We start from the raw sequence: 25,923 nt of genomic DNA, 5'->3' as shown, positions 1-25,923 counted from the left end.
TTGGGCATGAATGAGTTGTATCTGAATCACCCCACATTTGGTCTGCTCTACAGCCTGTGTCAGGTCGACGAAAATCAGGCTCTCTTCACCACTCTCTACGCCCAAAGGCTCTTTTTTCGGGTTTACTTCAGGCCGCCGGATAACAGCGGGGATCCTGCTGCCATGGAGGAGTTGGTCTTCGATCCGATTAGCCGTAATGAGGCTCGCCAGCTCATCGAAGAGCAAATGCGCCTGCTGCGCCGTGCTGCCCGCCAAGATGAGCTAGAACAATTGCAGTTGATCTACAAGCAAACCTTTTCCTGAAAGAGGGTTTTCTGAAGGTCTTGCAGGGCTCAGGACGAGGGTTTTGTTCCTCAGATAAGATAGCCACCTAAAACTGAGACAGAAAGCGCAGGTCGCTGGTATAAAACAGGCGGATATCCTGAATGCCGTGGAGGAGCATGGCCATCCGCTCAATGCCGATCCCTGCCGCAAATCCGGTGTAGCGCTCCGGGTCGTAGCCCACCGCTTGAAATACATTGGGATCCACCATGCCGCAGCCGAAGATTTCCAGCCATTTCGAGCCAAAGCGCACGTCCATCTCAGCAGAAGGCTCGGTAAAGGGAAAATAGCTGGGCCGAAAGCGGGTTTCTCGCTTGCCCAATAGGCGGGTGATGAAAGTGTTGAGGGTGCCCTTCAGGTCGGAAAAGGTGAGGTTCTCGCCCACCGCCAAAATTTCCATCTGGTGAAACACAGCGGAGTGGGTGGCATCCACGGTATCGCGGCGCATCACCCGACCGGCATGCACAATGCGCAGCGGCGGCTGGTGTTGCTCCATGTAGCGCACCTGCACCGAGGAGGTTTGGGTACGCATCAGGTAGCCATTGGCCAGGTAGAGGGTATCCTGCATATCCCGCGCCGGATGGTCGGCAGGGGTGTTGAGGGCCTCGAAGTTGTAGTACTCCGTCTCGAGCTCAGGCCCATGCACCACGGTGTAGCCCATTCCCACAAAGATATCGAGCATGCGGTCGATGGTGGCCTGCAGCGGATGGATCCGCCCCAGAGGCCGACGGGGCCCGGGCATAGTGACATCCAGGCGCTCTGCTTCTAGGCGGGCCAGCAGTTGAGCTTCACCAAGGGCCTGTTTGCGCTGCTCCAGACTGGATTGGAGGGCCTCTTTAAAGGTGTTGGCCAAAGCGCCAATGGCAGGCCGTTCTTCTGGGGGCAGCTTCCCCATTCCCCCCAAGATTTTGGAGAGCTTACCTTTCTTGCCCAGGTAGTCGATGCGGATCTGTTCCAGAGCCTCCAGACCGTCAGCTTGTTCCACTTGGGCGAGGGCCTCGCTTTGCAGGGTGAGAAGCTGTTGGCGAAGCGTGTCTTTTTCGTCTTGCATGGGGCCGATTCCAAGGGCAGAAGGGATCCCTGGGGGTTGAGGGAATCCCTACAAAGGTATCACAGGAGGGAGCTCGGTCGCGCCTTTGCATCCGATGGGGTTGGTCGGCAGCAGGGGGAACCCTTTTGGGGAACTAGCTCTGAGGCGCCGAATCTGGCAACAGACACCCCAGAGCGTCACACCCTGCCGGTCCCTCTGCTGCCAAGGTAAAGTTGCGGTCGTAGCGGGCCAGGGCCGCGAAGAAGTTATCTGTCCGCCGTCTCTTTTTGACCTCGGCCACCAGTCGTTCGTAGGTGGGCTTGTCGATTTTCTCAAAAGGCAGGCGGGGGAAGGGGGCATCGAAGCGGGCCAGCAGCGCTGCGCTGATGTAGCCCTCGTCGTCGCGGATGGCTTCGTAGATACGGGATCCCAGAGCTTCCACCTCGTCCTCCCGCAGCTCGATGGTGGCGGAGGTGTTGTGGGTGGTGTAGTACTTCTGAACCTGCATATAGAAGTCAAACTGGGCCAGGGCCGAGAATTGCTCGATCTCGATCTGGCCAGCACCGGGCAGGTTGGCCCATTCTACTTCCACAGGCAGTTCCACCAGCCATTCGGTACAGCGGGGATCAAAGGGGTCGTTGAGCAAGTTCCCGTTTTCATCTTTGTCCGCCTGGGCAGGTACCACCGAGTAGCCATAGTCCAGACAGGCCAGCGCCACCGGGTCATTTTTGGCGAAGGTAATGCGGCGGATATAGCGTTGGGCCTTGGGCGGGTGCCAACCGGGAGAGGCGTTGGTGAGCAGCGACTTGGTGCCGGCGGGCTGAACCGTGGTGCAGCGGTTGGGGCGGCGCAGGCCGTGGCGATCGCAGTAGTCCCACACCACGCGGTGGACGATCTCCTTCCAGCGGCTGAGGTATTCCCGCTCCTGCTGCTTGAATTCCTTCCCGATGGGGGTATCGGGTCTCCCTTCCTGCCACCAGCGCAGCCATTCAACCCCAAAGGCTTTGACGCAAAAGTCGAACAGGCCTGTGAACGAGACGCCGACGATGGGATCCCATTCCCGCGAGCGCTGGAAGCGAGGTTCCACAAAGTGGTGGTGGAGTAGGGCTGCCACCGTGAGAGCTCCCGCTGTAAAGGCGTCTTCCTGCTCCTGCCGGTTGTGGGGATCCAAACGGTTGAGGTGGATCTCGGCCAAGTTGCAATGGAATGTGTGGCCAATAATCTCGCCACAGTTGTGGACAACAAACCCATTGGCATCAAAGCACGCTGGGCCGGGGACAGTACAGTCATACACCGGCTCTACCCCGTCTGCCTCAAGGGCAGCAACCGTCACAGCAAACCGCTCTCGGTTGAGCTGGCGCTTGTAGCCATTCAGCAGTGCCTCTAGCTTTTGGGCTTTGTGCGGTTCCCGAAAGCCGACCCATTCCTGGAACAGATGCAAGTTGTCGTTGGCAATAACCAATTCGTGCTGGGCTTTGCAAGCGTATGGTGCAGGTTGGCGAGCACTGTTCGGCAGCAGGCGATATCCAGCAGGACGGCGATTCTCATACAAAACTGCAATGATGCCCAGCCGCGCCAGCATGCGCTGAACCGCTTTGAGGGTACCCAGATGGCTTTGAGAGAGCCGCACGCTAACCCCTTTCTCCTGATTACCTTGCACGCTGCCATCCGCATCAAAGAGCCCGCACAAGAAGCCTCGATGAAACTGGAAGCTGGTGGCTTCGAGCGCCTCTGTCATCTGCTTTTGTCCGGGCCTCATGCCGAACTGGGCCGCCAGTTTTGCCAACCCCCTGGAGCCGATAACCCGCAACCCAAGCTGCGCATAGTGATATGCCTCTGGCTGGCGGGGCTCGTAACCCACTGCCGTTTGCAAAAGCTGAATCGCATACTGGCTCATTTCGGCTTGGGTATCTTGCCAATAGCGTAATAAAGCCGTGTCGTTCCACGGGGTTGCCGTAAGGCTACCGTCACCCAGCAAATTCCCCAAAAGCCAGCCTTCTTCCCAGGTACCCGCCCCATCCCACGGGGTGAGATCGCGATGGTTGTGCAGCAGGATGCGGTCGCCCGGTTGTAGGCTTTCTGCCGGTACCCACTCGGTGTATTGTGCCTTTTGGGTTTGAGCGGTGACTTTGAGAACCCGATGGTTGCCTGTCAGCCGCAGAGAGAACCCTTCCTTGGTCAAAAGCTTCAGCACAGGCTTGGTACCGGAGTAGAAGAACCCCTCCGGTGTGGTACTGAATAGTTCTCCATTGACATAGGTGCTGTGCTGCTTCCCAATCAGGTCTCTCACCTGGCGCGGCCCATCGCCCGTGTGCACCCAGGTATCGGCTGTCACGCAGGGATTCAGCCCATAGCGCCACAGGCGATCCTGAAGTTCCTCTTCCCCTAGGGAGGGATCCCGTCCCTTTAGCCATTCTCGGGCCGTTCCTGCCTCATAGGCTTTGAGAAAGTCGGGTTTTAGGTCGGGTGGGATAAGGTCGCAATTGGCCCGTGCTACGGCTTCCCCGGCCCACTGGATGGCGCCCTCACCGGAGTAAAACTGCTTCCGCACGGCCTCAACACATTCTTCCCGCGTCGGCTTGCGGTGAAACACCCGCGTGTGGTTGGCCATGCGCAGGGCATCTCGCTCGGGATCAATTCTCCAGTTGCCGTTTTCGTCCTGCTGCCAGAGGTTGTCTTTGGCGGTGGATCCCAGCTGGTCGTCGGCAGCAAACTGACGAATGCCAGCGCTACGACGAATGTTTCCCGCCACCACCACCACCGCCGCCTCGTCGATGAGCAAACAGCACTCCACCGAGTTCAGTTGCCGACCTACCGCCCTGTTGAGGATGGCGGCACAGCGCTCGTACAAGCCGGGCAGCTTAATGGGGTTGGCCACGCCCCCAAATCCCTTCAGCCTCTCGCCGGCAGGGCGGATATCGCTCAAGTCCACTGTCACTTCCACTTGGCCCCCAAAGCTGGGATCCGACGCCAGCTCCAGCAGCGCTTGGTAGGACTCCACCCAGCCGCGGCGACTGTCTCCCACCTGGATGTGCACCTGGGATCCCTGCCGGTGGATGCGGGTGTGTTCCTGCCGCTCTTCGGGAGGGGTGGCGCCGATGGATCCCTTCACGTGAACCCGCAGGCGGTTGACAATGGGGGGCAACTGGCGGATGAACTGGGGTTCCAGCACCGCTCCCGTGCCGCAGCCCATCATGGCCAGATCCATCATCAGGCCAAAGGCCCGCCAGTCCACCACCGCCAAACTGGTGCAGTTGTAGGCACCGGAGAAGTTTTCCGGCTTCTGGATCCAGTCGGTGCCCATCACCCACAAGGCTCGACCGGAGATCAACGCCTTCAACTGCCGCTGCAGACGTTCTACCAACTGCCGCTCCTGAGGGGTGAAGCGCCCCAACCGGGCAATATCGGCCAAGGTGCGATCGCAAACCTCGCTCCAAGTCTCGCGGCTGCCATCTGGGCGGCGACGGCTGTAGGTGCGGTAGAACACCGGGCTGGCCGCCGGGGCTGTGGCCGGAAACTCGCCTGGAGGCACGGCTCCCATCGTCTGGGCGGGATCAAGTCCCTGTACTTCTTTGCTCTGTTCGCCTGAGCGGGACGAAGTCCACACCATAGCCACACCTCTTCTGCAAAGCTCGGTAGTTCCGACTCTTGAGCGCCGGTTGGCAACCCCGCCGACCGAATGCCCAACCACGTTATCACAATCTTCAGGGATCCGGTGTTGTAGGTAGTGTTGTGCTCTGAGAAGATCTTTAAGAGCCTCTAGGGATAGGGCAGGCCCGCTGTCTGCCGGGGGAGCCGCAAGGGAACGGAAGGCCCGGCAGAAGGGCTACAGTGGAGGAGAGGGATCCCAAGTTAAGGGGCTGCTTGTCGTCTTCAACGGCACCTTCCTGGGCCTTCTCCCCAGTGAGAGCTGTGTAAGGAGTTGTATCGTCATGACCAGTCGCCTGCGCATCGGTAGCTTGTGGGGGATCCCCTTTTTCATCGACTACACCTGGTTCCCGGCGGCCCTCCTGCTGGTGCTCTCCTACGGGGTGTTGACGGCGATGGGGTTGTTTCTTTCTCTGCTGGCCCATGAGTTGGCCCACAGCTTGGTGGCCCGCGCCTATGGGGTACGGGTTAACTCGATAACCCTATTTATTTTTGGGGGTATGGCGGCGATTGAGCGGGAAGTTCCCCGCCCCCTTGGGGCTTTTTGCGTGGCGGTGGCAGGCCCTCTCCTCAGCTTGGGTCTGTTTGTTTTCTTCAGCGTGGCCCGGGCTTGGGCTGTGCCGGAGTCGATGCTGGCCTCAACCCTCACCAGCTTGGCTGCCATCAACCTGACGATTGCCCTGTTTAACCTGCTGCCGGGCCTGCCTCTGGATGGGGGGCAAATGCTCAAGGCGGCCATCTGGGGTTGGACAGGGGATCGGCAAAAGGGTATGCTGTGGGCGGCCCGAGCCGGCCAGGGGGTGGGCTGGGGTTTGGTGGGGCTAGGTCTGCTGGTGGTATTTTGGGGGAGCCTCAACGGCCTCTGGGTGGGGTTGATCGGCCTGTTTATTTTGAACACCGCCCGCCGCTACAGCCAGTACGCGCAACTGCAGCAGGTGCTGGCCCGCCTGAAAGCTGCAGATGTGATGACCCGCCAGTTTCGGGTTTTGGACGCGAACATGAGCCTGCGGGAGTTTGTGGATCGCTATCTGGTGCCTTCTTCTCTCAGGCCGGAAGCCCCAACTCAACCGGCGGACGTTTATTTTGCTGAGGAAGATGGCCGCTACCGTGGGCTGGTCAGGCCAGAATTGCTCAACGACATCGAGCGCAGCCAGTGGGATCGCCTCACCCTCAAGGCTATTCTCAAGCCGATGGAGCAACTGCAGGGGGTACGAGAAGAGACCCCCATTCCCCAGGTAATTCAGATGATGCGCCAGGCAGAACCCCGCCGCATTTTGGTTTTCACGCCCACCGGCGCCATTGCTGGCTTGATCGACCGGGGGGATGTGGTGGCCATGGCTGCCCGGCAGTTGGGGGTCGTGCTGCCCCAAGAGGTGGTGCAGCGGGTTCGAGACAGCCAAGAGTGGCCCCCTGGATTTCAGGTGGAGGACAATCTGGCCGGAGAGGGATCCCCCAGTCTGGCTTGGCAGGGATCCCCGGATCTGCGCAATGAGCCTTAGGGGGATGTCTGGACAGGGAGCGGCCCAAGGCGCCTAGGTTCTTCCTCTTCCACAAAAGGTTCCCCAAAAGGGGCGGAGCGTTTTGCCTCCGCAAGCCGGGGAGAGAAGACCAAGAAAAGTAGTCTCAGATACTATTTCCGGGAGACCCTCTCCATCTACAATTAAGACTGTTCTCCATCAGTTAAGAATTTTGAACCGCTCTCCTCGTCTTTTGCCCGCCTACACCCACCGACTGAGCAACGGGTTAGGCGTTATCCTTCATCCCATCCCCATTGCCGATTCTGTAACCGTTGATGTCTGGGTACGGACAGGCGGACGCCATGAGCCGCCGGAGTGGCTGGGCATATCCCATTTTTTGGAACACATGGTGTTTAAGGGCAGCGAGCGGCTGGCCCCTGGTGAGCTGGATTGGGCCGTGGAAGGACGGGGCGGAGTTACCAATGCTGCCACCGGCCAAGACTACACCCATTACTACATTACGGTGGCTGCTGCTGACCTAGCGGATACCTTGCCCTACTTGGCAGAGGTGGTTTTGCGGGCCGGGATCCCGGATCCAGAGTTTGAGCGGGAGCGGCAGGTGGTTCTGGAGGAAATTCGCTGCGCCGCCGACAACCCGGACTACACGGCCTATCAACTCTTGATGGAGACCGCCTATGGGGAGCATCCCTATGGACGACCGGTGTTGGGCACACCGGAAAGCTTGATGCAACTGACCCCTGAGGTGATGCGCGCTTACCACCGCGCTTGGTATCGGCCTGAATCCATGACGGTGGTGGTGACGGGTGGCATCGATCCCGAGCGGGCGTTGGCCTTGGTGGAGGAGCAGTTTGGCAGCTCTGCTGCTGGGCCAGCACCGGCCAGCCCCCCCATCCCGCCCCAGCCTCGTCCCCAAGGGATCCTGCGCCGGGAGAGCGACCATGCCCGCTTGGAGCAAGCCCGTCTGAAATTGGCCTGGCCTACCGTTGGCATTGACGATTGGCAACAAGCCTGTGGCCTGGAGATGTTGGCTTCTGTGCTGGGAGATGGCCGTACTTCGCGGCTGGTGCATCTGCTGCGGGAACAGCGGGGCTGGGTGAGGGCCATTGGCTGTTCTTCGCTGGTGCTGAAGGAGGGGGGACTGTTTTGTATCGGCGCTCAGCTGGAGCCGGAGGATGTGGCGCGGGTGGAGGCGACGATTCTGCACGAGATCGAAAAGCTGCAGCAGGATGGCATTGGCCAAGCAGAGTTGGATCGCACCCGGCGTATGCTCATCCATGAGTTTCTGTTCTCCGCCGAGTCCCCCAGCCAATTGGCGGGCATCTATGGCTACTACGAGACGTTGGGCGGGGTGCAACGCATTCAAGAGTACCTGGAGCTGGTGCAATCCTTTACTCCGGCTCAGATCCGGGAGTTGGCCCAGCAGTACTTGTCTCCGGAGGCTTATGTAGTCACCGTTCTCAAGCCGACTGCCCTCGATCCAGCAATGGCCTCGGAGCTGCAACTGGCTTGCCGTTAAGCGCCGCCTTGGCGCTCCGGACTCTTGACTTTCGGATTTTGGACGGGATCCCTTGCCTGCATGAACTCTGCTCTGCTTGCCACCCAACGTGGCCGTTTACAGCGCGTCCTTTTGACCAATGGCATCACGCTGTTGCTGGGCCAGAACCCAACGGTGGAGATCTTAGCTGCCCACTGTTTTTTCCGCGGCGGCAGCCGGGCAGAGCGGCCGCAACAGGCGGGGGTGAGCCACTTGATGGCGGCTGTCCTCACCAAAGGCACGCATCGGCGCAACTCCCAGGCCATTGCTGCTGCGGTGGAATCGCTGGGAGCCTCGCTATCGGTGGACAGTTCTGCCGACTCTTTCGAGGTGAGCCTGCGCTGTGTGGCTGCCGATTTCCCGGAGTTGCTGGATTTGCTTGCGGAGACGCTGCGGGATCCCAGTTTTCCTGAAGAGGAGGTGGCGCGAGAGCAGGGGTTGATGCTGCAAGCCATTCGCGCCCAGCAGGAACGGCCTTTCAGCCTGGCTTTCGATCAGGTGCGACAGGCCCTCTATGGGGATCATCCCTACGCCCTGCCGGGGTTGGGACGGCTGGAGACGGTGGGATCCCTGACCCGCGAGGATTTGGTGGCCTATCACGCGGCCTACTGTCGTCCCAATGGAATGGTGATGGTGGTGATCGGCCCAGAGCCGCCGGAGCAAATGGCTGCCCAGGTGGAAGCGGCTTTGGGGGACTGGGTTGTTCCCGGCCCCTCTCCAGAGGATCGGGATGTTCCCCTGCCCCCTCTGAGGGATCCCCAACTGCTGAGGTTGCCCCAGCCCACTCAGCAGACAACAATCTTGATTGGGTTTCGCGGATCCCCTGCTGCTTCTGCGGATTATCCGGCCCTGAAGTTGCTGGCCACCTACTTGGGGAGCGGTCTGTCCAGCCGTCTGTTCGTGGAACTGCGGGAGCGCTGTGGCCTGGCCTATGAGGTCTCGGCTTTTTTTGCCACCCGTCGGGATCCCGCCCCTTTTGGGGTTTACATGGGCACTGCAGCAGAGAACACCCAGGTGGCTCTGGAACGCCTACAAGCAGAAATCCACCGTCTGCAGGCCAATCCGCTCGACCTGGCAGAGGTGGAAATGGCGCAGCGCAAACTTCTGGGCCAATACGCCCTCAGCAAACAAACCAATGCCCAGGTGGCCCAACTGGTGGGCTGGTACGAGATTTTGGGCTTGGGCATGGAGTTTGACCGGCAGTATTTGCAGAGGGTCAGGCAGCTCACCCCAGAGCAGCTCCACCAAGCCGCAAAGACCTACCTGACCCCCCCGGCCATTGCTCTGGTGGGGCCGGAAGCCGCCTTGGCAGAGGTTGAGCTGGTGTTTTAAGCTGAGCAAACCATGAGGAAAACTAAGATCTGGCAAACATGGCCATTTCGATTCAAACGGGGACATTGCGCCCACACCTCAATAAAACACCTAAATAAAAAATGTTGAAAATGTTGAATGCGCAGTGCCGGAAAGCTTTTTTTAGGAGCCCATGTGTCTCACCCTGGCCTGAAGTAACCATAACTCTGGATTGAGGTCACGATTGTGGGTCAATCTCGAGATGTCCAAGAAAACGATGGGGATCGTTTCTGAATAGCAGCCCTCTGAGAAAACTGGCGTTTTTCCTTTCTTTATCTTGCTTGAGCTTTTTGTGGTTGGTAGGCACAGCAGATCATCTGCAGGGGATACCCAAAAAGAGGGATCCGTGCCGCTTGGGCGGCTGGAAAAGCGGTTTTCCTTTGCGTTTTGCCCCTACTGGCGTCCCTTTCGGCGGCCCCTGCGTACCCACCACGGACTGTGGTCCGTGCGCGAAGGGATCCTGATCCGACTTACAGATCGGGAGACAGGCTGTCAGGGATATGGGGAAATTGCTCCCATCCCTTGGTTTGGCAGCGAGACCTTAGAGCAGGCTCTGGCGTTTTGTCGGCAGCTGCCCCCTCTTTTGTCGGAGGCGCATATTTTGGGGATCCCAGAAGCACTGCCGGCCTGCCGGTTTGGGTTGGAAGGCGCTTGGCTGGCCTGTCGGGATCCCGATTGGTTGAACAAGGATCTCTCTCTACTCTCTTTCTGTGAACTTTTGGGGGAGACCCTGCCGCCGGAATCTTACAAGGACTCCTACAAGGACTCCGTCCCACTCACGCGGTCGGTGTACAAGCTCAAGGTGGGGAGGGATCCCATGCAGCAGGAGTTGGAGAAGCTGGAGCAATGGCTGGAGCGGTTGCCACCAGGATCCCATCTGCGTTTGGATGCCAATGGGGGGTTAACGCTTGCGGAGGCCCACCGGTGGCTGATGGTTTGTGATCGGCTTAACCAGGACTCGCCAGTCAAGATTGAGTTTTTGGAGCAGCCTCTGCCGCCGGATCAGCACGCCCATTTGGTGGAGCTCAGCCGCCAGTACCAAACCCCCATTGCTTTGGATGAATCGGTGGCCTGCCTGGAGCAGTTGCAAGCGATCCATCGGTCAGGATGGAAAGGGATCCTGGTGGTGAAGCCGTCTCTGGTGGGCTCCTGCATTGCGCTGCGAGAGTATCTCAGCCGCCATCCCGGCCTGGATCTGGTCTTTTCTTCGGCGCTGGAGACTCCCATCGGCGCCTGGCACGGGTTGGCTTGGGCGGGATCCCTGCAAGCCAAAACCGCCTCTCCCCGGGCCGTGGGATGGGGGGTAGGGGAGTTTTTCCAGGAAGGGGATCCCCTGACCTTGACCCAGCTCTCAGCCCAGGAGCGGGCTGCCCTCATGCAGGCGGTGTGGGAGCGCTACAGCCGGCCCTAGACTGCGGCGGCCTGTTGTTTGGCGTATTCCTGCCGCAGATAGGCCTGGATAAAATGCATCAGCTCCTCCGGCTCGCCGTTCATAAAGGCCTCGACATTGTAGGTTTCGGCGTTGGTGCGGTGATCTTTGATCAGCTTGTAGGGATCGAAGGTGTAGGTGCGAATACGCCCCCCAAAGCCCTGAGTCACCATCTCGCCGCGGATCTCGGCCAGCTTTTGTCTGCGTTTTTCTTCTTCCATCTCGATCAGCTTGGCCTTCAAGATCTGGATGGCCCGCTCTTTGTTTTGCAGTTGGGAGCGCTCTTCGGTACAGCGCACAGCAATGCCGGTGGGCTTGTGGATCACCCGCACTGCTGTTTCCACTTTGTTCACGTTTTGGCCACCTGCCCCACCTGAGCGGGAGGTCTCGAACTCCAGATCTTCCATCTTCAGCTCATACTCGCTTTCCTCTTCCAGGATCGGCATCACCTCTACGCCGGCGAAGCTGGTTTGCCGTTTGCCGTTGGCGTTGAAGGGGCTGATGCGCTCCATCCGGTGGTTACCCTTCTCGGCAGAGAGATAACCATAGGCGTAGGGGCCTTCGATCAGCAGGGTGGCGGACTTGATGCCGGCTTCGGCACCTTCGGAGTATTCCGAGAGGCTGACCTTGTAGCCCTGGTTTTCGGCCCAGCGGGTGTACATTTTCAGGAGCATTTCCGCCCAGTCCTGGGCGTCGGTTCCCCCTGCGCCGGCGGTGATGGTGAGGATGGCACCGTTTTGGTCGTAGGGACCGGAGAGCAGTTGCTGTAGCTCCCACTGGCCCAACTCCCGCTCCACCACTGCCAGGGATCCCGCTGTCTCGGCTAAGAGTTCCGGATCGGGCTCTTCTTGGAGCAGCTCAAGGGCGCTGACGGCATCTTCTAGGCGATCCTTCCAGCGATGCACCTGATCCCAGGAGGCTTTGAGGCTGTTGAGCTGCTGCAGGTGGCGGCGGGCTGCCTCTACATCATTCCAAAACTGCGGCTGCGAGGCTTCTTGCTCTAGGATGGCAATCTGTTGCTCCAAGTGGGGCAGGTCAAAGATAGTCCTGAGCGTTGCTCAGGCGCAAGGTGAGCGATTCTAGGGTGCGTCTTAGATCGGCAAGTTCCATAGAGAGCAGCAAGCTGTTTGCGCGTCGGATCCCATCCTAACCTGTGGGCCGGCAACTCAATCAAGGGATGGAGCCCTTCTGTGGGGCAGTTCCTGGCCGTTCCCATTGCAACAGCATTGCGATCCCTTGTCCATAGCAACAACCCCGCCAGAGGCAGGACGGAGTCCTTTGGCTTCTGCCGAAAGATCCCTGTTGAGGTGGCTCAAGCCTATAGCAGAATAAAGAATTCGGTTTCGGAGGCTGCGATGCTGAAGGTCTTTTCCTTGCTTTCCGGGCTGGTTTTGGCGGGAGGAGTGGCTGCTTTGGCCATCACCAATCCCACCTTAGAAGAGTACAGAACCCATGCAGGGCAACAACTGGCCGCCTACGCTACGCGGGAATACTGCGCTCAGATCCCGTCTTTCTTGGTCACTTTGATTGAGGAATGTCATGCCCTTGTCCGAGAGCTCCAGCCCGAACTAGAAGCTCTGTTCATGCGCCAAACCCGCCGGCAGAATTTTATCCTTTTCAGCCTCTACACCACCGATTTGTCGTTGCTCAACTTTGGCCCACTGGGGATCTCCTTGCCCACCTACCACTTTGAAACCCTCGCCGTGGCTGGGCAATTTTATACTTATGAGATTCGAGAGGGGAAAGCTGCCCCCTAGCCACCATGGCAACCTCAGGCTCTCAGGATCCAGAAGAATCTCAAAAGGGAGGCTAGATCTGGGCTCGTTCCAACAGGGTTTGCAGCTCTTCCAGGGCCAACTGGGCTGACTGGGCCTGCTGGTAAAGGGATTGCACCACCTCAGCACTGCTTTGGGCCGATTGCAGTGTGGATTGGCTCTGGCGCTGGATACGCTCTGCCAAGCTGCGAATACGGTTGCTGGCCTCAGTGGTTCGCCCGGCCAATTTGCGGATCTCCTGGGCAATGGCTCCAAAGCCACCGGCACCACCGCTGCGGTTGGCCTCTACAGCCGCATTGAAAGAGAGCAGGCGAATGTATCCTGCCACCTCTACGATCAAATCCACGATGGTGTTGATCTCCTTGAGTTCGCGGGATAGCTCCTGGTTGTTGTCGGCAATTTCCTGGAAGAGGGTGCGCACCGCTTCTACCCCAGCAAAGGTGGCGGCAAAGGTGGATTTGCCCTTCTCCGAGAGGATCGAGCTAATCTCGATGATGCGGGCGTTAAGGCAAGCCAACTCCTCAGAGCGCTGTTGGGCCCGGCGACGTTCCATATCTAGGGCCAGGTTTTGGCTGAGGATCTCGGCTTTTTGTCGCTCCAGATCCCGGGCATACTGGAGGCTGCGGTTTTTTTCCTGCTCCAGCTCTGCCAAGATCCTTTTCATCTCTTCCTGCTGCTCCTGTAGCTTGCGCTGGGTGGCCAGATGCACCTGGGCCTGGGCCACCAACAACACCGGCACATCGAGAAGGCGGTAGTCCTGGGATCCCAGTTGAACCACCACGGGGTCATAGATGGTCTCTTCGGGCCGTTGGAAAGCTCGGTCGGCTGCTTGGATGACATCGCAGTCGCCGGGGAGCAAGAGAAAATCCCGGCTATGGAACTCTACCATGGAGCTGATGGGCCGCTTCAAAAACACATCCAGGCCGTAGGGCTTGCTAAGCATCCACTCCAAAATGGCGCGGCGGGTCAACATTCCCCGCACCTGTGACCGCTCGTCCAGCACGATGACTCCTGAAAGGCTGCTGTCATCTTCTAGGCGGCGCACCACGTTCTCACAAGGGGTGGACTCGCTCACCTGAAACTCCACCAAGGCCAAATCGCGCAGCTTGGTGTTGATCGATAGGGTAGGAGTGGGTGGATTTGTCAGGGTAGCCATCACAGGGATCCTCGGCACACGTTGGGTACAGATGGGTTGGAGACTGATGTGTAGAGGAACACAAAAAGTCGGCTCTAGATCGGCCTTCAATGGGGTAATTTGTGCAGAAAATCGACCACCTTCAGTTTGCCCTGGGATCCCACCTTTTGCCCATAAGATTCTGCGGGATTGTACGGAAAGGATGGCCTGGGATCCCTTCTTTGCGGTTTGCTGGGACGGATCCCTTTGGAGCTGAATGTTCTGGGTTGGTATCTTGGATCCCTGATTGATCTGGAGCTGGATTTAGCGGGTTTCTTGATAGCGGTGGTAGATTTCCAGAATTTCGCTGCGTCCTCGGTTAAAGGCGGCCACCACTTGCGGATCGAAATGGCTGCCTCTGTTGTCCTCTACAAACTGAAAGACCTCATTCAAAGCCCAGGCTTCTTTGTAGGGGCGACGGCTGGCCAAGGCGTCGAAGACATCGGCCAAGGCCACAATCCGTCCCTCTAGAGGGATCCCTTCTCCTTTGAGGCCGCGCGGATACCCACTGCCGTCGAACTTCTCGTGGTGGGTCAGAGCGATGATGGCGCTCTTTTTCATCAGCTCGGAGTCGGACTTGCTGAGGATCTCATAACCAATCTCAGGGTGACGGTTCATGATCTGCCGTTCTTCTGGGGTCAGGCGCCCCGGCTTTTGCAAGATGGCATCCGGGATCCCGATTTTGCCCACATCGTGCATGGGACTGGCGTAGAAGATCAGCTCTTGCTCATGGCTGGATAGGCCCAAGTGCTTGGCGATGATGCGAGAGTAGTTGCTCATCCGCTTCAGGTGAAAGGAGGTATCTTGATCCCGGTATTCTGCGGCCACAGACAGACAGAAGATGGTCTCGAAGTGGGCAGATTTGAGTTCTTCCCGCAATTGGACGTTTTGATAGGCAACCGCCGCCTGGGAGGCTAGGGCTTCTGCCACGCTAACTTCCAGCTCAGAAAAAGGTTGGCTCCACTCGGCCACTTGGTCAGGAGCTAGGGGGGTGGGGTGATCCGGCTTTAGGCGGTTCAACAGTTGTAGGGCGCCGAGGATCTTTCCTGAGGGATCCCGCATGGGCACAGTGAGCAAGGAGCGGGTGCGATAGCCGGTTTGCCGATCCACCTGTGGGTTAAAAGCATAGGGCTGATCGGCGGGCAGGTGGTAGACATCTGGCAGATTCAGGCTCTCCCCGGTGAGCACCACATAGCCCACAATGCTGGAAGGGCTGAGGGGCAGGCGCAGATCCCGCAGCTCCTCATGGCGGTTGACCACGAAAAAGCGCAGTTCCTCCCCCTCTCGGACAAAGAGGCTGGCCCCATCACAGTGGGTCAGTTCTCGGGCTTGAGCAACGATCAACTCCAGCAGCCGCCCCAGATCTGTTTCTGAGGAGAGGGCAATCCCCACCTGAATCAGACGCTGGCTGAGGCGCAGGGCATCCGAGGCATCGAATTCGGTTGTGCTGGGATGAAGACCGAAGGGGGTGGGCAGGCTCATAGCAGGGTTGGTCAGAAGCGTTCACAATGAGCGTTGACAATAAACAATGGCAGAGTCATGGGCGGCGAGCCATTTGCCCCCAGGGATCCTCACCGCTGTCCCGACTCAGTCCGGCTGGGTATCTGACACCTTCGGGGCGACCAGCAGCCCAAAAACACGCCAACACCACTCAAAGCAGCGATGCCTTACTTTAGCTCGAGGAGGCGAGAAACGTTGTGACCCAGGTCAAGCCCAAGGGAACCGATGAGATTTCCCTGCAGCTTGTTGTGGGCCTGGGCAATCCCGGCCCTCAATACGCCAATACCCGCCACAATTGCGGCTTTATGGTGGTGGATCGGCTGGCGCAGCGCTGGGGGATCCCGTTGGTTTTGGAGAAGCGATTCCAAGGTAGCTACGGAGAAGGGTTTGCCCTGGGAGGAAAGCGACGCTTGCTCAAGCCGGAAACCTACATGAACCGTTCCGGCCAATCGGTGCGGGCGGTGCTGGATTGGTACAAGTTAGATCTCGCCTCTGTGCTGGTGGTGTACGACGACATGGACTTGCCGCTGGGTCGTCTGCGACTGCGGGGATCCGGTTCTGCCGGTGGGCACAACGGCATGAAGTCCATCATTCAGCACTTGGGGAGCGAAGGGTTTCCGCGGCTGCGTTTGGGGGTGGGCAAACCCAGGGGCAGCCAAGATGTGGTCGGGCATGTGTTGGGGGGATTTGCGCCTGCAGAACAAGAGGTGCTGGAGCGGGTGTTGGATGTGGCGGTAGAGGCCGTGGAGTGCTGCTGGCAAGAGGGACTGAGGACAGCCATGAACCGCTTTAATCCTCTGGATCTGTCTGGGCCATCGTCCGATTTGGATGGATCCAACCCTGCACCGGGCCAAGGCGAGGCTTCCTCCTGAGGAGCAGCTTGTCCTGGATTGCCGGTTCTGAGGGGTTTTCCAGGAGAGGAAGTGGTAAGGGCTTCGTCCTGCTCATGGGAACGTCTGTGGAGACAATACTCCAGATAAGTATCAATTATCTGGAGTATAAGAGTGCCTACCTGGGCGTTGCCAACAGTTCCCAAGGGAGGTTAGCTTCTGTAACAGTCTTCCAGCAGAAGGGCGAAAGGAATGGGAACGGCAGCGTTCCCACCAGGGCCGGCCCGAGACAAAAAGCTGTTCATCATTTGAGGGTGAGATCTTGCTGTTGAACAACCTAGATTCAGTGTTGCTTGCTGTTGAAGCCGCTGCCCCCCTTGAACCGGAAGGGGCTGCCAATCTTTTACCCCTGATCTTGGCGGCGGTGCTGATGGCTCTGGTGGTCATCTATCTGGCCAGCCGTATTGCCGGAGAAATCGCCGTTCGCCTCGGCTTTCCGCCGGTGCTGGGAGAATTGCTGGGGGGCGTCGCGGTAGGGGCCTCCGCGCTGGGGTTGTTGGTCTTCCCGGAAGGACAAGTTTCCGGCCAAGAGCTGCACACCTTGGCTCAATCCTCAGCACTGATGCAATTTCTGCAAGCCACTGCCGGACTCGACGAGGGATCCCTGGTACAGGTGTTCTCCTCCCAAAGCCAGATCATCGACATCCTCTCCGAGATCGGGGTGATCATCCTCTTGTTTGAAATCGGCCTCGAGTCGGATCTGGCCGAGCTGTTGCGGGTCGGCCCTCAAGCCGCAGCCGTAGCCGTCATCGGGGTCGCTGTGCCTTTCCTGGCCGGAACCCTGGGCTTGCTCTACCTGTTTCATGTGCCCGTTATCCCCGCCATATTTGCCGGCGCTGCCCTCACAGCAACCAGCATCGGCATCACCGCCCGCGTCTTGGCCGAGCTGCAAAAACTCACCTCCCCAGAGGGGCAAGTGATCATTGGTGCCGCCGTCTTGGATGACGTGTTGGGCATCATCATCTTGGCCGTAGTGGCGGGCTTGGCCAAAAACGGAGAAGTCAACCTTTCCGATATTGGCATCATCATCCTCAGTGCCATCGTCTTCTTGGTCGGCTCCATTGTTTTGGGGCGCCTTCTCAGCCCCTACTTTGTGGCCCTTCTCAACAGCCTGAAGACCCGAGGTAACCCCCTTCTGCCCGCCCTTGTGCTGGCCTTTCTGCTGGCTTATGTGGGGCAAATCATTCATCTAGAAGCGATTTTGGGCGCCTTTGCCGCTGGCTTAATCTTGGCCGAAACCGAGAAACGGCAAGAGCTGGAAGAACAGATCAAGCCCATTTCCGACCTACTGGTGCCCATCTTCTTCGTCTGCGTTGGGGCCAAAACCAACCTTGCCGTACTCAACCCCACCCTCCCCGTCAACCGAGAGGGGCTGATCATTGCCGTCTTCTTGATCGGAGTTGCCATTGTGGGCAAGCTAGCAGCGGGCTTGGGGGCCTTTGGCAAGCCGGGCATCAACCGCTACGCCATCGGAGTGGGCATGATTCCCCGGGGTGAGGTGGGCCTGGTGTTTGCCGGTGTGGGGGCCGCCAGTGGGGTTCTCTCCGATGCCCTCGATGTCAGCATTATCGTCATGGTGATTGCCACCACCTTTGTCGCTCCCCTCTGGCTGCGGGGAGTGTTGATTGGGGAAGCCAACTCCCCCTCCCTCCTGGACTTGCAGGCAGAAGCGTCAGAGCAAGAGCGCAAAGGCGGCGCCGACGAGACCGCGTCATCGCTCCCAGACTCAGAACGGGTGGGCATTCCTGAGGGCTAAATTATCTCAGCTTTCCCCTCAAACGCCCCCAGAGGGTCTGGAACAGCAGCCGCAGCGGATGGCGACGTCGGGGCCTCACGCCTTCAATCTTCTCCGTCGTCTCCTCTTGGGACAAAATTGCCTGCATCGAGGGCGGATCAAACCGCTGCAGTGTTGTGGAGCGTCGATCCACCACCTCCGCCTTCACGCTGCGAAAGCTTACAGACTGGAGATACTGCTGAAAATCTTCGTCCGACAACCAACGAATGCAGTACTGCATCCGCACCCGATCCCCCAACAGGATCTGATCCCCATCCTTGAGATCCCAGCTCAAACATCTCTGCCCATTCACCGAGACGCCGTTGGTGCTGCGCTTGCCCTCGATATTGCCGTCCAGCAGCCGGTAGGTATACTGGCCATCTTTTTGGGGTAGCCGCAGCAGCAGCGCGTGTTGCCGGGAAACCGCCGCCGAATGAATGACAATCGCATTGCTGGGATCCCTGCCGATGGAATAGGTGGCAGCACTGAGGGCCACAGCCCGCCGTCCTTGTTCATCATCGATCACCAACACATGCCAGATTTGGGAGGGGGAAGACTGTGCGCCGGTAGCCATGGTCTAGGGCCTTGAGCTGGAGCTGGATTGACCGTCGAAGTCGCAGTGCAGGCCCCTTTCGTGTTAGCGGGCTGGCAGCCACACCTCAGCCATTGCCCAACCCTCGGCGAACCGCTGTGGGAAGAAGCTCAACGAGGGGGAGACTCGGCAAGAGAGGGGCTTTCCCCCATAATAGTAAGGCAGAGCTTCTGCAAAAAAAGAGGATAGCTGAAACGTGAACACGACTCCAACCCCAAACCTCCTCGAAGCCCTTCCCCCGATCTACCCCGGCGTTGCCGTGCGGGTCATCAACCCCAACGACACCTACTACTGCTTCGAGGGCCAGGTACAGCGGGTTACCGACAACCATGCCGCTGTCCTCTTTGAAGGCGGCAACTGGGACAAATTAGTCACCTTCCGCCTCACAGAATTGGAAGTGGTGGACAAATCCCGCCCCTAGCCCTGCTCTCCCCTGTCCCTTTTGGCATCTCCCCATGCGCAGCCATTGGCAGGAACCTTTCCTCTGGATCCATGCCGCCGGCATCCTCCTCTTCCCCTTGTGGGTGGGGCTGACCCTGATCGGGCTGGCCACAGGGGATCCCCTCCTGCCGGTGGGGGCGGAGCAGGCTTGGGTGGCCGTGGTGGGCATTGGGCCGGTCTTTGCTATGCAGTGGCGCAAACCGTTTGACATCTTTAGCGTGTGGGTGGCTTCTGTCCCCCCAGAAGAACTCACCCTCGAGCAGCGCCGCATCTTGGCCGCCTTCCTCAGCCCCGAACATAAGATTTTGACGCTGTTGGCGGCAATCCTGATGCTGGAAGTCGGTGAGCGCCTCTACGACTTTGCCCCCCTCTTTGCCCCGCTCACCCCTGGCAACGGCACCCGTCTGGCAGGCCTAGCCATAGCTGCCTTTGGATTTTGGGGATCCAACCTATTCTTGCAGATCCCCATTGCAACGATACGGGTACTCCTCCTCAGCGAGCCGGAGCTGGCCCAAATGGATCCCGTCCCCGTCGAAGAGATCGAAAGCCGCTTCTCCGTCATTGGCGATCGCCGCAGCCCACTCCTGCAACGGCTGTTGCGCCGCATCTCCGGCCAAGATTCAGAAGGCACCTCGAAAGACCAAAAAGACAAGGATAAAAACAGAGCGGCAGAAAACCCCCAGCCGGAATCCGAGAAGCGGGATCCCTCTGGGGAAGTTGCCATGCCGGCCCCTGAAACTCCCCCTGATCCCACCTAAGGCAAGCTTCCGCAAAAGCTGTAGCTCAATGTTAGATTGGAAGCAATCCAAGTAGATTGGAAGCAATCCAAGCCCTGTGAAATCCAACCATCGGCATTCCCCTGATCTTCGAGGCTACCGCACCGGCAATGGCGAGCAACTTTTCTTTCCGCTTCAAGCAATTTACCCAACGCCTCAGAGAAACCACCCAACTTCCCCAGTTTTTCACCGATCAAGCCACCAGTGAAACCCAAAACCTCGCTCGGGAGTTGGCTTTGGTTGGGGAATACGCCACTCAGCTTAGCCAAGTGGTGATGGAGGTGGACTTTCTCAACCAGCTCTACACCCGTCTTTTGAACGAGCGGGAAGTGTTGCAGCAGGAAAAAGATCACTTGGAAGCGCGGGTCTTTGAGTTGCAACAGGAACGCAACGAGACGGAGCCCCAGGTGATGTATTTGCGAGAGCAGCTCAGCCAGGCCAGCTTTCAACTGGAACAAACTCAAAACCGGGAACGCAGCCTTAGCGAGCGAGAACGACAGTTGTCGGAAATTGTAGCCCAACTGGAGCGACGGCGGGCTGTACTCAACCAAGCCATCGAAAACCTCACCAATCAAGAGGCCGATTACACCGTTCGCACCAAAGAACTGGAGGCGGTCGTCCGGGAAAACGAAAAGAAAGCCAAGCAGTACCTGGAAGCTGCCAACCACTACCGCGCCTACCTGGAAGAGCTCAATGCTCAAGTGCAAGAAACGCAAGCCAAGCTGAGAAGCCTTGGTGTCGAGCCCAAGCCCGCCGACCTGCCTCGACTTGAGGATCTGGAAAAACCCACCCCCATCCCAACGCCACCCCCTGCCTACACGCCTCCTCTCCCCCAACAGCCCCCTCCACCCCAGCAGAGTGGCTATTGGTCAGATAGTCCCTTCGACGACGACCCCTGGGGATAGACCGTCCTGCCAGGATCTATAAGCCAGCTTTGCGACAAAGCTCAGTCCTCTCTGCCCTAACCGGCCTTGGGAGGGCCTGGGTGGTCACATACCCTGGAAGAAACCTGTTGCAAGGGATCCGCAAGAAGATCCCCAGAATCAGTACGAGGATCCCGATCCTCGACATTCAATCCTTTCCTGCCCAGCCAAACCTATGGAACCGACCCTGCCGGATTTACAAGCCCTTAGCCAATGGGATCGACAGTTCTGCCAGTTTGCTGAGCAGCAACAGCTCCTCAAGCCCAAACAACTGGCTCTGGCCCTGAAGATCCAGCGGCAGCAGCACGGCCCTCTAGCCTTGATCCTCTGGCAGTTGGGCTTTGTGGGCCTGCAACACCTGGCTCAGTTCTGGGAAAAAATGCCCAGCGAAGCCGAGTCCGAACTGCTCGAAGACAGGGCCTGCAGTGGATGAAAGGTGCCCCCTTCCCCCACTCGCTTTTCCGCCAGAAGAGAAGAAGCAAGCAGATCCCTCTTGCTACCCAACGCTGTCGCCACCAGGCAGCAGATCCTTGGGATCCTCCGGTGGGGGCAGATGCGCCAGATCCACAGGCGAAGGGGATCCCCCCAAAATTCGCACCTGGATCCCCTTGATCACGACATAGAGCACCGGCACCACCAGCAAACTGAGCATTGTCGAGACGAACATGCCGCCGATCACCGCCGTGCCCAGCGACTGACGGCTGGCTGCCCCTGCGCCCGTGGCCGCTGCCAGAGGGAAAATACCCAGGATAGTGCTCAGGGCGGTCATCAGAATGGCGCGGAAGCGCGTCTCGGCTGCTTGGGTGGCAGCTTTGAGCAGTGGGATCCCTTGGGCAACCAACTGGTTGGCAAACTCCACAATCAAGATGGAGTTTTTGCTGGCCAGCCCGATCAACATCACCAACCCGACTTGGCAGAAGACGTCGTTGGTCAAGCCCCGCAGCAGTTGCGCCAAAAGAGCCCCAAGAACCGCCAGCGGCACCGCCAACAAAATGATCAAGGGATCCACATAGCTCTCAAATTGCGCCGCCAGCACCAGGAAGACGAACACCGAGCCCAAAGCAAAGATCAGCGGCGCCTGTCCTCCCGACTCGATTTCTTCCAGCGACAGGCCCGACCACTCGAAGCCAAACCCCTGCGGCAACAACTGGGCGGCTAGAGTTTCCATAGCCCGAATCGCTTGCCCTGAGCTAAAGCCCGGCAGGGCGCTGCCCTGAATTTCCACCGAGCGGAAGAGGTTGAAGTGGTTGATGATGGCCGGGCTGGTGGTCTCCTCCACCTGAACCAGGGTGCTCAACGGCAAGAGCTGCCCCTGCCCACCCCGCACGTAGAACTGGCCGATGCTTTCCGGGTTACCTCGGAATGCTTGATCCGCCTGCACATAGACCCGGTAGTTGCGGTTGAACAGGTCGAAATCATTGACGTAGGTGCCCCCCAGCAGCGTCTGCAGCGTGCCGAAGACATCCAACAGAGGGATCCCCAACAACTGGGCCATCTCCCGATCCACCTGTACTTCTAGCTGCGGCGAATTGGCGTTGAAGGTGGGCGGGTTAATCCGCAAGCCCAAGAGGGGTTGGCCCGGCGGGGGCGGCGAGTTGCCCACAAAAAACAGGGTGTTGGCCGTCTGCTCCAAGAGGTTGAAATCGTTCACCCCCCGATCCTGAAGCTGGAAAGTAAACCCGCCCGCAACCCCCAAATCCGGAATGGCCGGCGGCAGGATCGGGATCACCAATGCGCGGCTGATCCCGCCCAAAAAAGGCCCAAATAGCCGGTTGACAATCGCTTGCGCCGATTGCTCCGGTCGCCGCCGCTCTTCCCAGGGCTTGAGGGTGGCAAAGATCAGCCCATTCCCCGGCGAGGGCCCGGTAAAGCTGAACCCCCCCACGATCACCCGATTTTCGATCTCAGGGATCCCCTCCAAAATAGCGGCGGCCTGCCGGATCACCCTGTCGGTATAGTTGAGGGAAACCCCCGGCGGCCCCTGGACAATGGTGATGAAAAAGCCCTGATCCTCATCCGGCACAAACCCCGTCGGCACAATTTGGAACAGCCAGTAGGTGAGGCCCAAACAGGCAATAAACCCCGTCACCACCAACAGCCGCAGCTTCACCACCAGCTCCAGCAGGCGGCAGTAGGCCGCTCGGATCCCTTCCACGGCGCGGTCAAACCAGCGCAGCAGCCAAAACATCTGCTCTGAGCGGGGGCGAATTAGCAGCGCCGACAAAGCCGGAGCCAAGGTAATGGCATTAAACGTGGACAGCGAAACCGACACGGCAATGGTGACGGCAAACTGCTGATAGATGCGACCGCTGGTGCCAGGAAAGAAAGCAACAGGCACAAATAGCCCCAGCAGCACCAGCGTCGTGGCGATCACCGCCCCCAACACCTCGTTCATCCCCGCCGAGGCCCCCTGCAGAGGCCGCATGCCGCGGTCGCGGATGTAGCGGGAGATATTCTCCACCACCACAATGGTGTCGTCCACCACCAAGCCAGTGGCCAGGGTGAGGCCGAACAGAGTCAAAGTGTTGATGGAAAAGCCAAACAGGCGCACAAAGGCGAAGGTCCCCAGCAGCGCCACCGGAATTGTAACGGTGGGAATGAGGGTGACGCGCCAATCTTGCAAAAAGATGAACAGTACCAGCACCACCAGGGCAATAGCCTGCAGCAGGGTAAAAATCACCTCCTGCACCGACTCGGTAATGAACAGGGTGGCGTCGAAAGGGATCTCGTAGATCAAGCCGGGCGGAAAACTCTCCGCCAGCTGCGCCAACGTCTGCCGCACCTGCCGCGACACCTCTAGGGCGTTGGCATCCGGTTGTTGGGTGATGGCGATCCCCACCGCCTCCTGCCCCCCGATGCGGAAGAACGTATCGTAGCTTTGGGCCCCCAGCTCTACCCGGCCCACATCGGCAATGCGCACCAAGCTGCCATCGGCGTTGGCCTTGAGAACGATCTGGGCGAACTCCTCCGGCTGCGACAGCCGCCCCGTGGCCTGGACGCTGATCTGAAACTCCTGATCCGGGGGGCTGGGCTGGCTGCCAATTTGGCCGGCAGGCACCTGGATATTCTGCTGGCGCACCGCGTTCACCACATCCAGAGCCGTTAGCCCGTAGCCGGCCAAGCGTGTCGGATCCAGCCAGATGCGCATGGCATAGGTGCGCTCCCCGAAAATGATGACATCGCTGACGCCGCGGATGCGCCGCAAAGCATCCCGCACAAACAGCTCCGCGTAGTTGCTCAAAAACAGCTCGTCGTATTCCCCCGCCTCTGAGCGCAGCGCCAACACCAGCACAAAGGCGCTGTCGCCGGCCTTTTCCACGCTGATGCCGTTTTGGATCACCTCCGCCGGCAGCCGGCCCTGGGCCCGCGCCACCCGGTTCTGCACATCCACAGCCGCCGTGTCCAGATCCCGATCCGGGCTGAAGGTAACGGTGATCTGGCTGGTGCCGTTGCTGCTGCTCACCGAGGCGATAGACCGTATACCCTCGACGCCGTTGATCTCCTGCTCCAGCACATTGGTTACCGCCGTCTCCACCGTCTCGGCGTTGGCCCCAGGATAAACAGCAGTCACCCTCACCGCTGGCGGCGCCACCTGTGGGTAGTAGTCCACCGGCAGTAGGGGAATGCTCACCGCCCCCACCAGCACGATCAGGATGGAGCAGACGCTGGCAAAAACAGGGCGGCGAATGAAAAAGTCAACAAACATAGTCCAGCGCAGTGAGGAGTGAAAGGGGATAGCTGAGTTGGGAAACCGCCGGAGAGAGAGGACCTAGGGCGGGGATCCAGGAGGTCTCCCTCCCCCTTGTGGCTGCATCCTCTGCTGAAAAAGCACCTCATCGACAATCGGGGCGCCATCGCGGATTTTCTGCAGGCCGCTCAGCACAATTGGCTCATTGGCCTCCAAACCCTCCAGCACCTCATAGCTGTTTCCGTAGATGGATCCCAGCTGCACCGGCCTTTGCACCGCCACCGCCCCCGGGGGCATGCCCTCTGCTGGCGGCTCCGTTGTCTGCACCGTGTAGACAAAGGTTTGCGCCCCCAAGCGGGCCACCGCCGTCACCGGCACCAGCAAGGCCGGCCGCTCCTCCCAGATGACCCGAGTCCGCACAAACTGGGCCGAGCGCAACTGGCCGGCAGGCTTCTCCAGAAGAGCCTTGGCCAGCACCGATTGCGTGGCGGCGTTGGCTTCGGGAGCAATGAAAGAGATTTGGCTGCTGCCGATCACCTCGCCGCGGCTATCCAGGATCTGCACCGGCGTGCCAATGCGCAGCTGGGGGGCCCGCTGCAACGGGATGTTGAGGTTGAGCTCCAGCGCCTGGGTTTGGGTCAAGGTGGTCAAAACCGTCTGAGGCGTCACGTAGTCCCCTTGCCGCACCAAAACATCCCCCACAATGCCGGCAAAGGGAGCTGTAACCTGGAAAAACTGCAGTTGCACCTGTTGCCGCTCCGCCTCGGCCTGGGCTCGCTGCACCTCCCGCTCTGCCCGCAAGATCGCGGCCTCCTGAGCGCGGATCTGCTCCTGTTGCGCCGCCAAAGCCGCCTCCGCCTGGCGCAGGTCGCGGCTGGATTGATCCGCTTGCGCCTGGCTGATGGCCCCCTCGGCCAAGAGGCGCAGGTTGCGCTCGTGCTGCTCCCGGGCAAACTCCGCTGCTGCCTCCAGCCGCATCCGATCCGCCCGCAACTGGCTGAGCACGGCCCGGCCGCTCTCCAGGTTGGCTTGGGCTGCGGCAATCCCCGCCGTTTGGCCGGCCACCGCCGCCTGTTGCTGCCGGCTGTCGATCTCAAAGAGAGGGGCTCCGGCAGCCACCTGGGATCCCAGCTGCACGAACACCTGGGTCACCTGTCCACTGACCTGAGGGCGGATACTGGCCACCTGCTGGGATCCGAGGCTGGCCATGAACTCTGAAGTCTCTTCGATTTGCTGTTCCTCTACCCTGCCGACAGCCACTGGTGTGGGTTGGCCTTCTCCGCCCCCTTCACCCCCCATGCTGCGAGGTGGCCCGCCGGGCCGGCAAGCAGCTACCAAGAGAGAAAGGCACAACAGCGGCAGAGCTGTTCGCAGTTGCATCGTGAACCTGCCTCCCTAACGGCTATCCCAACAGAGGGATCCCACCTCTGCATTGACTCAATCAACCAGGGTACTGAGACTGTGCCCTGCTGCGCCTGTGCAAAAGCGCTGGCCATCCTTCCCAATCCAGAGCTAGGGTGGATGCGTGACATCCTCCCGGCGCTCGTCCTGTGGATAGAGCGCGGGCCACCCTTCCCGTCAGCAGGACGGAGTCCTTACC

At 59.4% G+C, this 25,923-nt stretch carries 20 protein-coding genes; 12 read left to right on the top strand and 8 right to left on the bottom strand.

Features of this window, described 5'->3' with window-relative positions; translation table 11 throughout:
- Window positions 1-6: 6 nt before the first annotated feature.
- A complete protein-coding gene (locus tag NW843_RS05095; RefSeq protein WP_011432377.1) occupies window positions 7-303 on the top strand; it encodes a PipX family protein in 297 nt (98 codons plus the stop codon).
- 67 nt (window positions 304-370) lie between these two features.
- Here the strand turns inward: NW843_RS05095 and pheS are convergent, their stop codons facing one another.
- Complete coding sequence (gene pheS, locus NW843_RS05090; protein WP_011432376.1) at window positions 371-1,372, bottom strand: phenylalanine--tRNA ligase subunit alpha; 1,002 nt, start codon at window positions 1,370-1,372, stop codon at window positions 371-373.
- 133 nt (window positions 1,373-1,505) lie between these two features.
- On the bottom strand, window positions 1,506-4,892 hold the full coding sequence (nrdJ, locus tag NW843_RS05085; RefSeq protein ID WP_414522314.1) for a ribonucleoside-triphosphate reductase, adenosylcobalamin-dependent: 3,387 nt from the start codon (window positions 4,890-4,892) through the stop codon (window positions 1,506-1,508).
- A gap of 391 nt (window positions 4,893-5,283) precedes the next feature.
- On the opposite strand from nrdJ, the gene NW843_RS05080 reads away from it, so the two are divergent.
- The 4 genes from NW843_RS05080 to NW843_RS05065 all read left to right on the top strand — a co-directional run bounded on the left by NW843_RS05080 (window position 5,284) and on the right by NW843_RS05065 (window position 10,772).
- Window positions 5,284-6,498 carry a site-2 protease family protein gene (locus NW843_RS05080; protein WP_414522308.1) on the top strand — a complete coding sequence of 405 codons (1,215 nt, stop codon included), beginning with the start codon at window positions 5,284-5,286 and terminating at the stop codon, window positions 6,496-6,498.
- A gap of 190 nt (window positions 6,499-6,688) precedes the next feature.
- Entirely contained in the window at window positions 6,689-7,993 is a 1,305-nt protein-coding gene (locus NW843_RS05075) for a M16 family metallopeptidase (RefSeq protein WP_414522307.1), read from the top strand.
- Window positions 7,994-8,053: 60 nt separating this feature from the next.
- Entirely contained in the window at window positions 8,054-9,343 is a 1,290-nt protein-coding gene (locus NW843_RS05070) for a M16 family metallopeptidase (RefSeq protein WP_414522306.1), read from the top strand.
- A gap of 364 nt (window positions 9,344-9,707) precedes the next feature.
- On the top strand, window positions 9,708-10,772 hold the full coding sequence (locus NW843_RS05065; protein WP_414522305.1) for an o-succinylbenzoate synthase: 1,065 nt from the start codon (window positions 9,708-9,710) through the stop codon (window positions 10,770-10,772).
- Here NW843_RS05065 and prfB read toward each other — a convergent pair.
- Window positions 10,769-11,900, bottom strand: a protein-coding gene (gene prfB, locus NW843_RS05060) for a peptide chain release factor 2 (protein WP_414522304.1) whose coding sequence is annotated in 2 segments (ribosomal slippage) — window positions 10,769-11,827 and window positions 11,829-11,900 — 1,131 coding nt in all. Because the reading frame shifts where the segments join, the coding sequence is not laid out codon by codon here. The two genes, NW843_RS05065 and prfB, sit on opposite strands and share 4 nt — an antisense overlap.
- Window positions 11,901-12,145: 245 nt before the next feature.
- On the opposite strand from prfB, the gene NW843_RS05055 reads away from it, so the two are divergent.
- Window positions 12,146-12,547, top strand: coding sequence for a DUF4359 domain-containing protein (locus NW843_RS05055; RefSeq protein ID WP_071818187.1), 402 nt, complete (start codon window positions 12,146-12,148; stop codon window positions 12,545-12,547).
- A gap of 52 nt (window positions 12,548-12,599) precedes the next feature.
- Here NW843_RS05055 and NW843_RS05050 read toward each other — a convergent pair whose 3' ends face one another.
- Window positions 12,600-13,721 (bottom strand): methyl-accepting chemotaxis protein, encoded by a 1,122-nt coding sequence (locus tag NW843_RS05050; protein WP_414522303.1) that lies wholly within the window; start codon window positions 13,719-13,721, stop codon window positions 12,600-12,602.
- Between the two features lie 282 nt (window positions 13,722-14,003).
- On the bottom strand, window positions 14,004-15,221 hold the full coding sequence (locus tag NW843_RS05045; RefSeq protein ID WP_414522302.1) for an HD domain-containing phosphohydrolase: 1,218 nt from the start codon (window positions 15,219-15,221) through the stop codon (window positions 14,004-14,006).
- A 215-nt stretch (window positions 15,222-15,436) separates the two neighbouring features.
- Between NW843_RS05045 and pth the strand changes: the two genes are divergently transcribed.
- Both pth and NW843_RS05035 read left to right on the top strand, forming a co-directional pair.
- Window positions 15,437-16,111: an aminoacyl-tRNA hydrolase gene (pth, locus tag NW843_RS05040; RefSeq protein WP_414522301.1), complete on the top strand. Its 675-nt coding sequence runs from the start codon at window positions 15,437-15,439 to the stop codon at window positions 16,109-16,111.
- A 307-nt stretch (window positions 16,112-16,418) separates the two neighbouring features.
- Window positions 16,419-17,885 (top strand): cation:proton antiporter, encoded by a 1,467-nt coding sequence (locus NW843_RS05035; protein WP_414522313.1) that lies wholly within the window; start codon window positions 16,419-16,421, stop codon window positions 17,883-17,885.
- Window position 17,886: 1 nt separating this feature from the next.
- On the opposite strand, the gene NW843_RS05030 is transcribed toward NW843_RS05035, so the two are convergent.
- The gene (locus NW843_RS05030; RefSeq protein ID WP_414522300.1) at window positions 17,887-18,477 is read right to left on the bottom strand and encodes an FHA domain-containing protein; all 591 of its coding nucleotides are present in this window, start codon (window positions 18,475-18,477) and stop codon (window positions 17,887-17,889) included.
- Window positions 18,478-18,691: 214 nt separating this feature from the next.
- Between NW843_RS05030 and NW843_RS05025 the strand changes: the two genes are divergently transcribed.
- The 4 genes from NW843_RS05025 (at window position 18,692) to NW843_RS05010 (ending at window position 21,068) form a co-directional block, all read left to right on the top strand.
- Window positions 18,692-18,916, top strand: coding sequence for an NAD(P)H dehydrogenase subunit NdhS (locus NW843_RS05025; RefSeq protein ID WP_414522299.1), 225 nt, complete (start codon window positions 18,692-18,694; stop codon window positions 18,914-18,916).
- Between the two features lie 34 nt (window positions 18,917-18,950).
- Window positions 18,951-19,694, top strand: a complete 744-nt coding sequence (locus NW843_RS05020) for a low-complexity tail membrane protein (RefSeq protein ID WP_414522298.1) — start codon at window positions 18,951-18,953, stop codon at window positions 19,692-19,694.
- 128 nt (window positions 19,695-19,822) lie between these two features.
- Window positions 19,823-20,617, top strand: a complete 795-nt coding sequence (locus tag NW843_RS05015) for a hypothetical protein (RefSeq protein WP_414390040.1) — start codon at window positions 19,823-19,825, stop codon at window positions 20,615-20,617.
- A gap of 193 nt (window positions 20,618-20,810) precedes the next feature.
- The gene (locus tag NW843_RS05010) at window positions 20,811-21,068 is read left to right on the top strand and encodes a DUF2949 domain-containing protein (RefSeq protein WP_414522297.1); all 258 of its coding nucleotides are present in this window, start codon (window positions 20,811-20,813) and stop codon (window positions 21,066-21,068) included.
- Window positions 21,069-21,131: 63 nt separating this feature from the next.
- On the opposite strand, the gene NW843_RS05005 is transcribed toward NW843_RS05010, so the two are convergent.
- Together NW843_RS05005 and NW843_RS05000 are read right to left on the bottom strand one after the other, a co-directional pair.
- Window positions 21,132-24,341 (bottom strand): efflux RND transporter permease subunit, encoded by a 3,210-nt coding sequence (locus NW843_RS05005; protein WP_414522296.1) that lies wholly within the window; start codon window positions 24,339-24,341, stop codon window positions 21,132-21,134.
- 63 nt (window positions 24,342-24,404) lie between these two features.
- Window positions 24,405-25,703 (bottom strand): efflux RND transporter periplasmic adaptor subunit, encoded by a 1,299-nt coding sequence (locus tag NW843_RS05000; protein ID WP_414522295.1) that lies wholly within the window; start codon window positions 25,701-25,703, stop codon window positions 24,405-24,407.
- Between the last annotated feature and the right edge of the window lie 220 nt (window positions 25,704-25,923).

The organism is Synechococcus sp. R5-12 (assembly GCF_047502655.1).
GTDB lineage: Bacteria > Cyanobacteriota > Cyanobacteriia > Thermostichales > Thermostichaceae > Thermostichus.
This window is presented reverse-complemented; position numbering and strand designations above follow the sequence as displayed.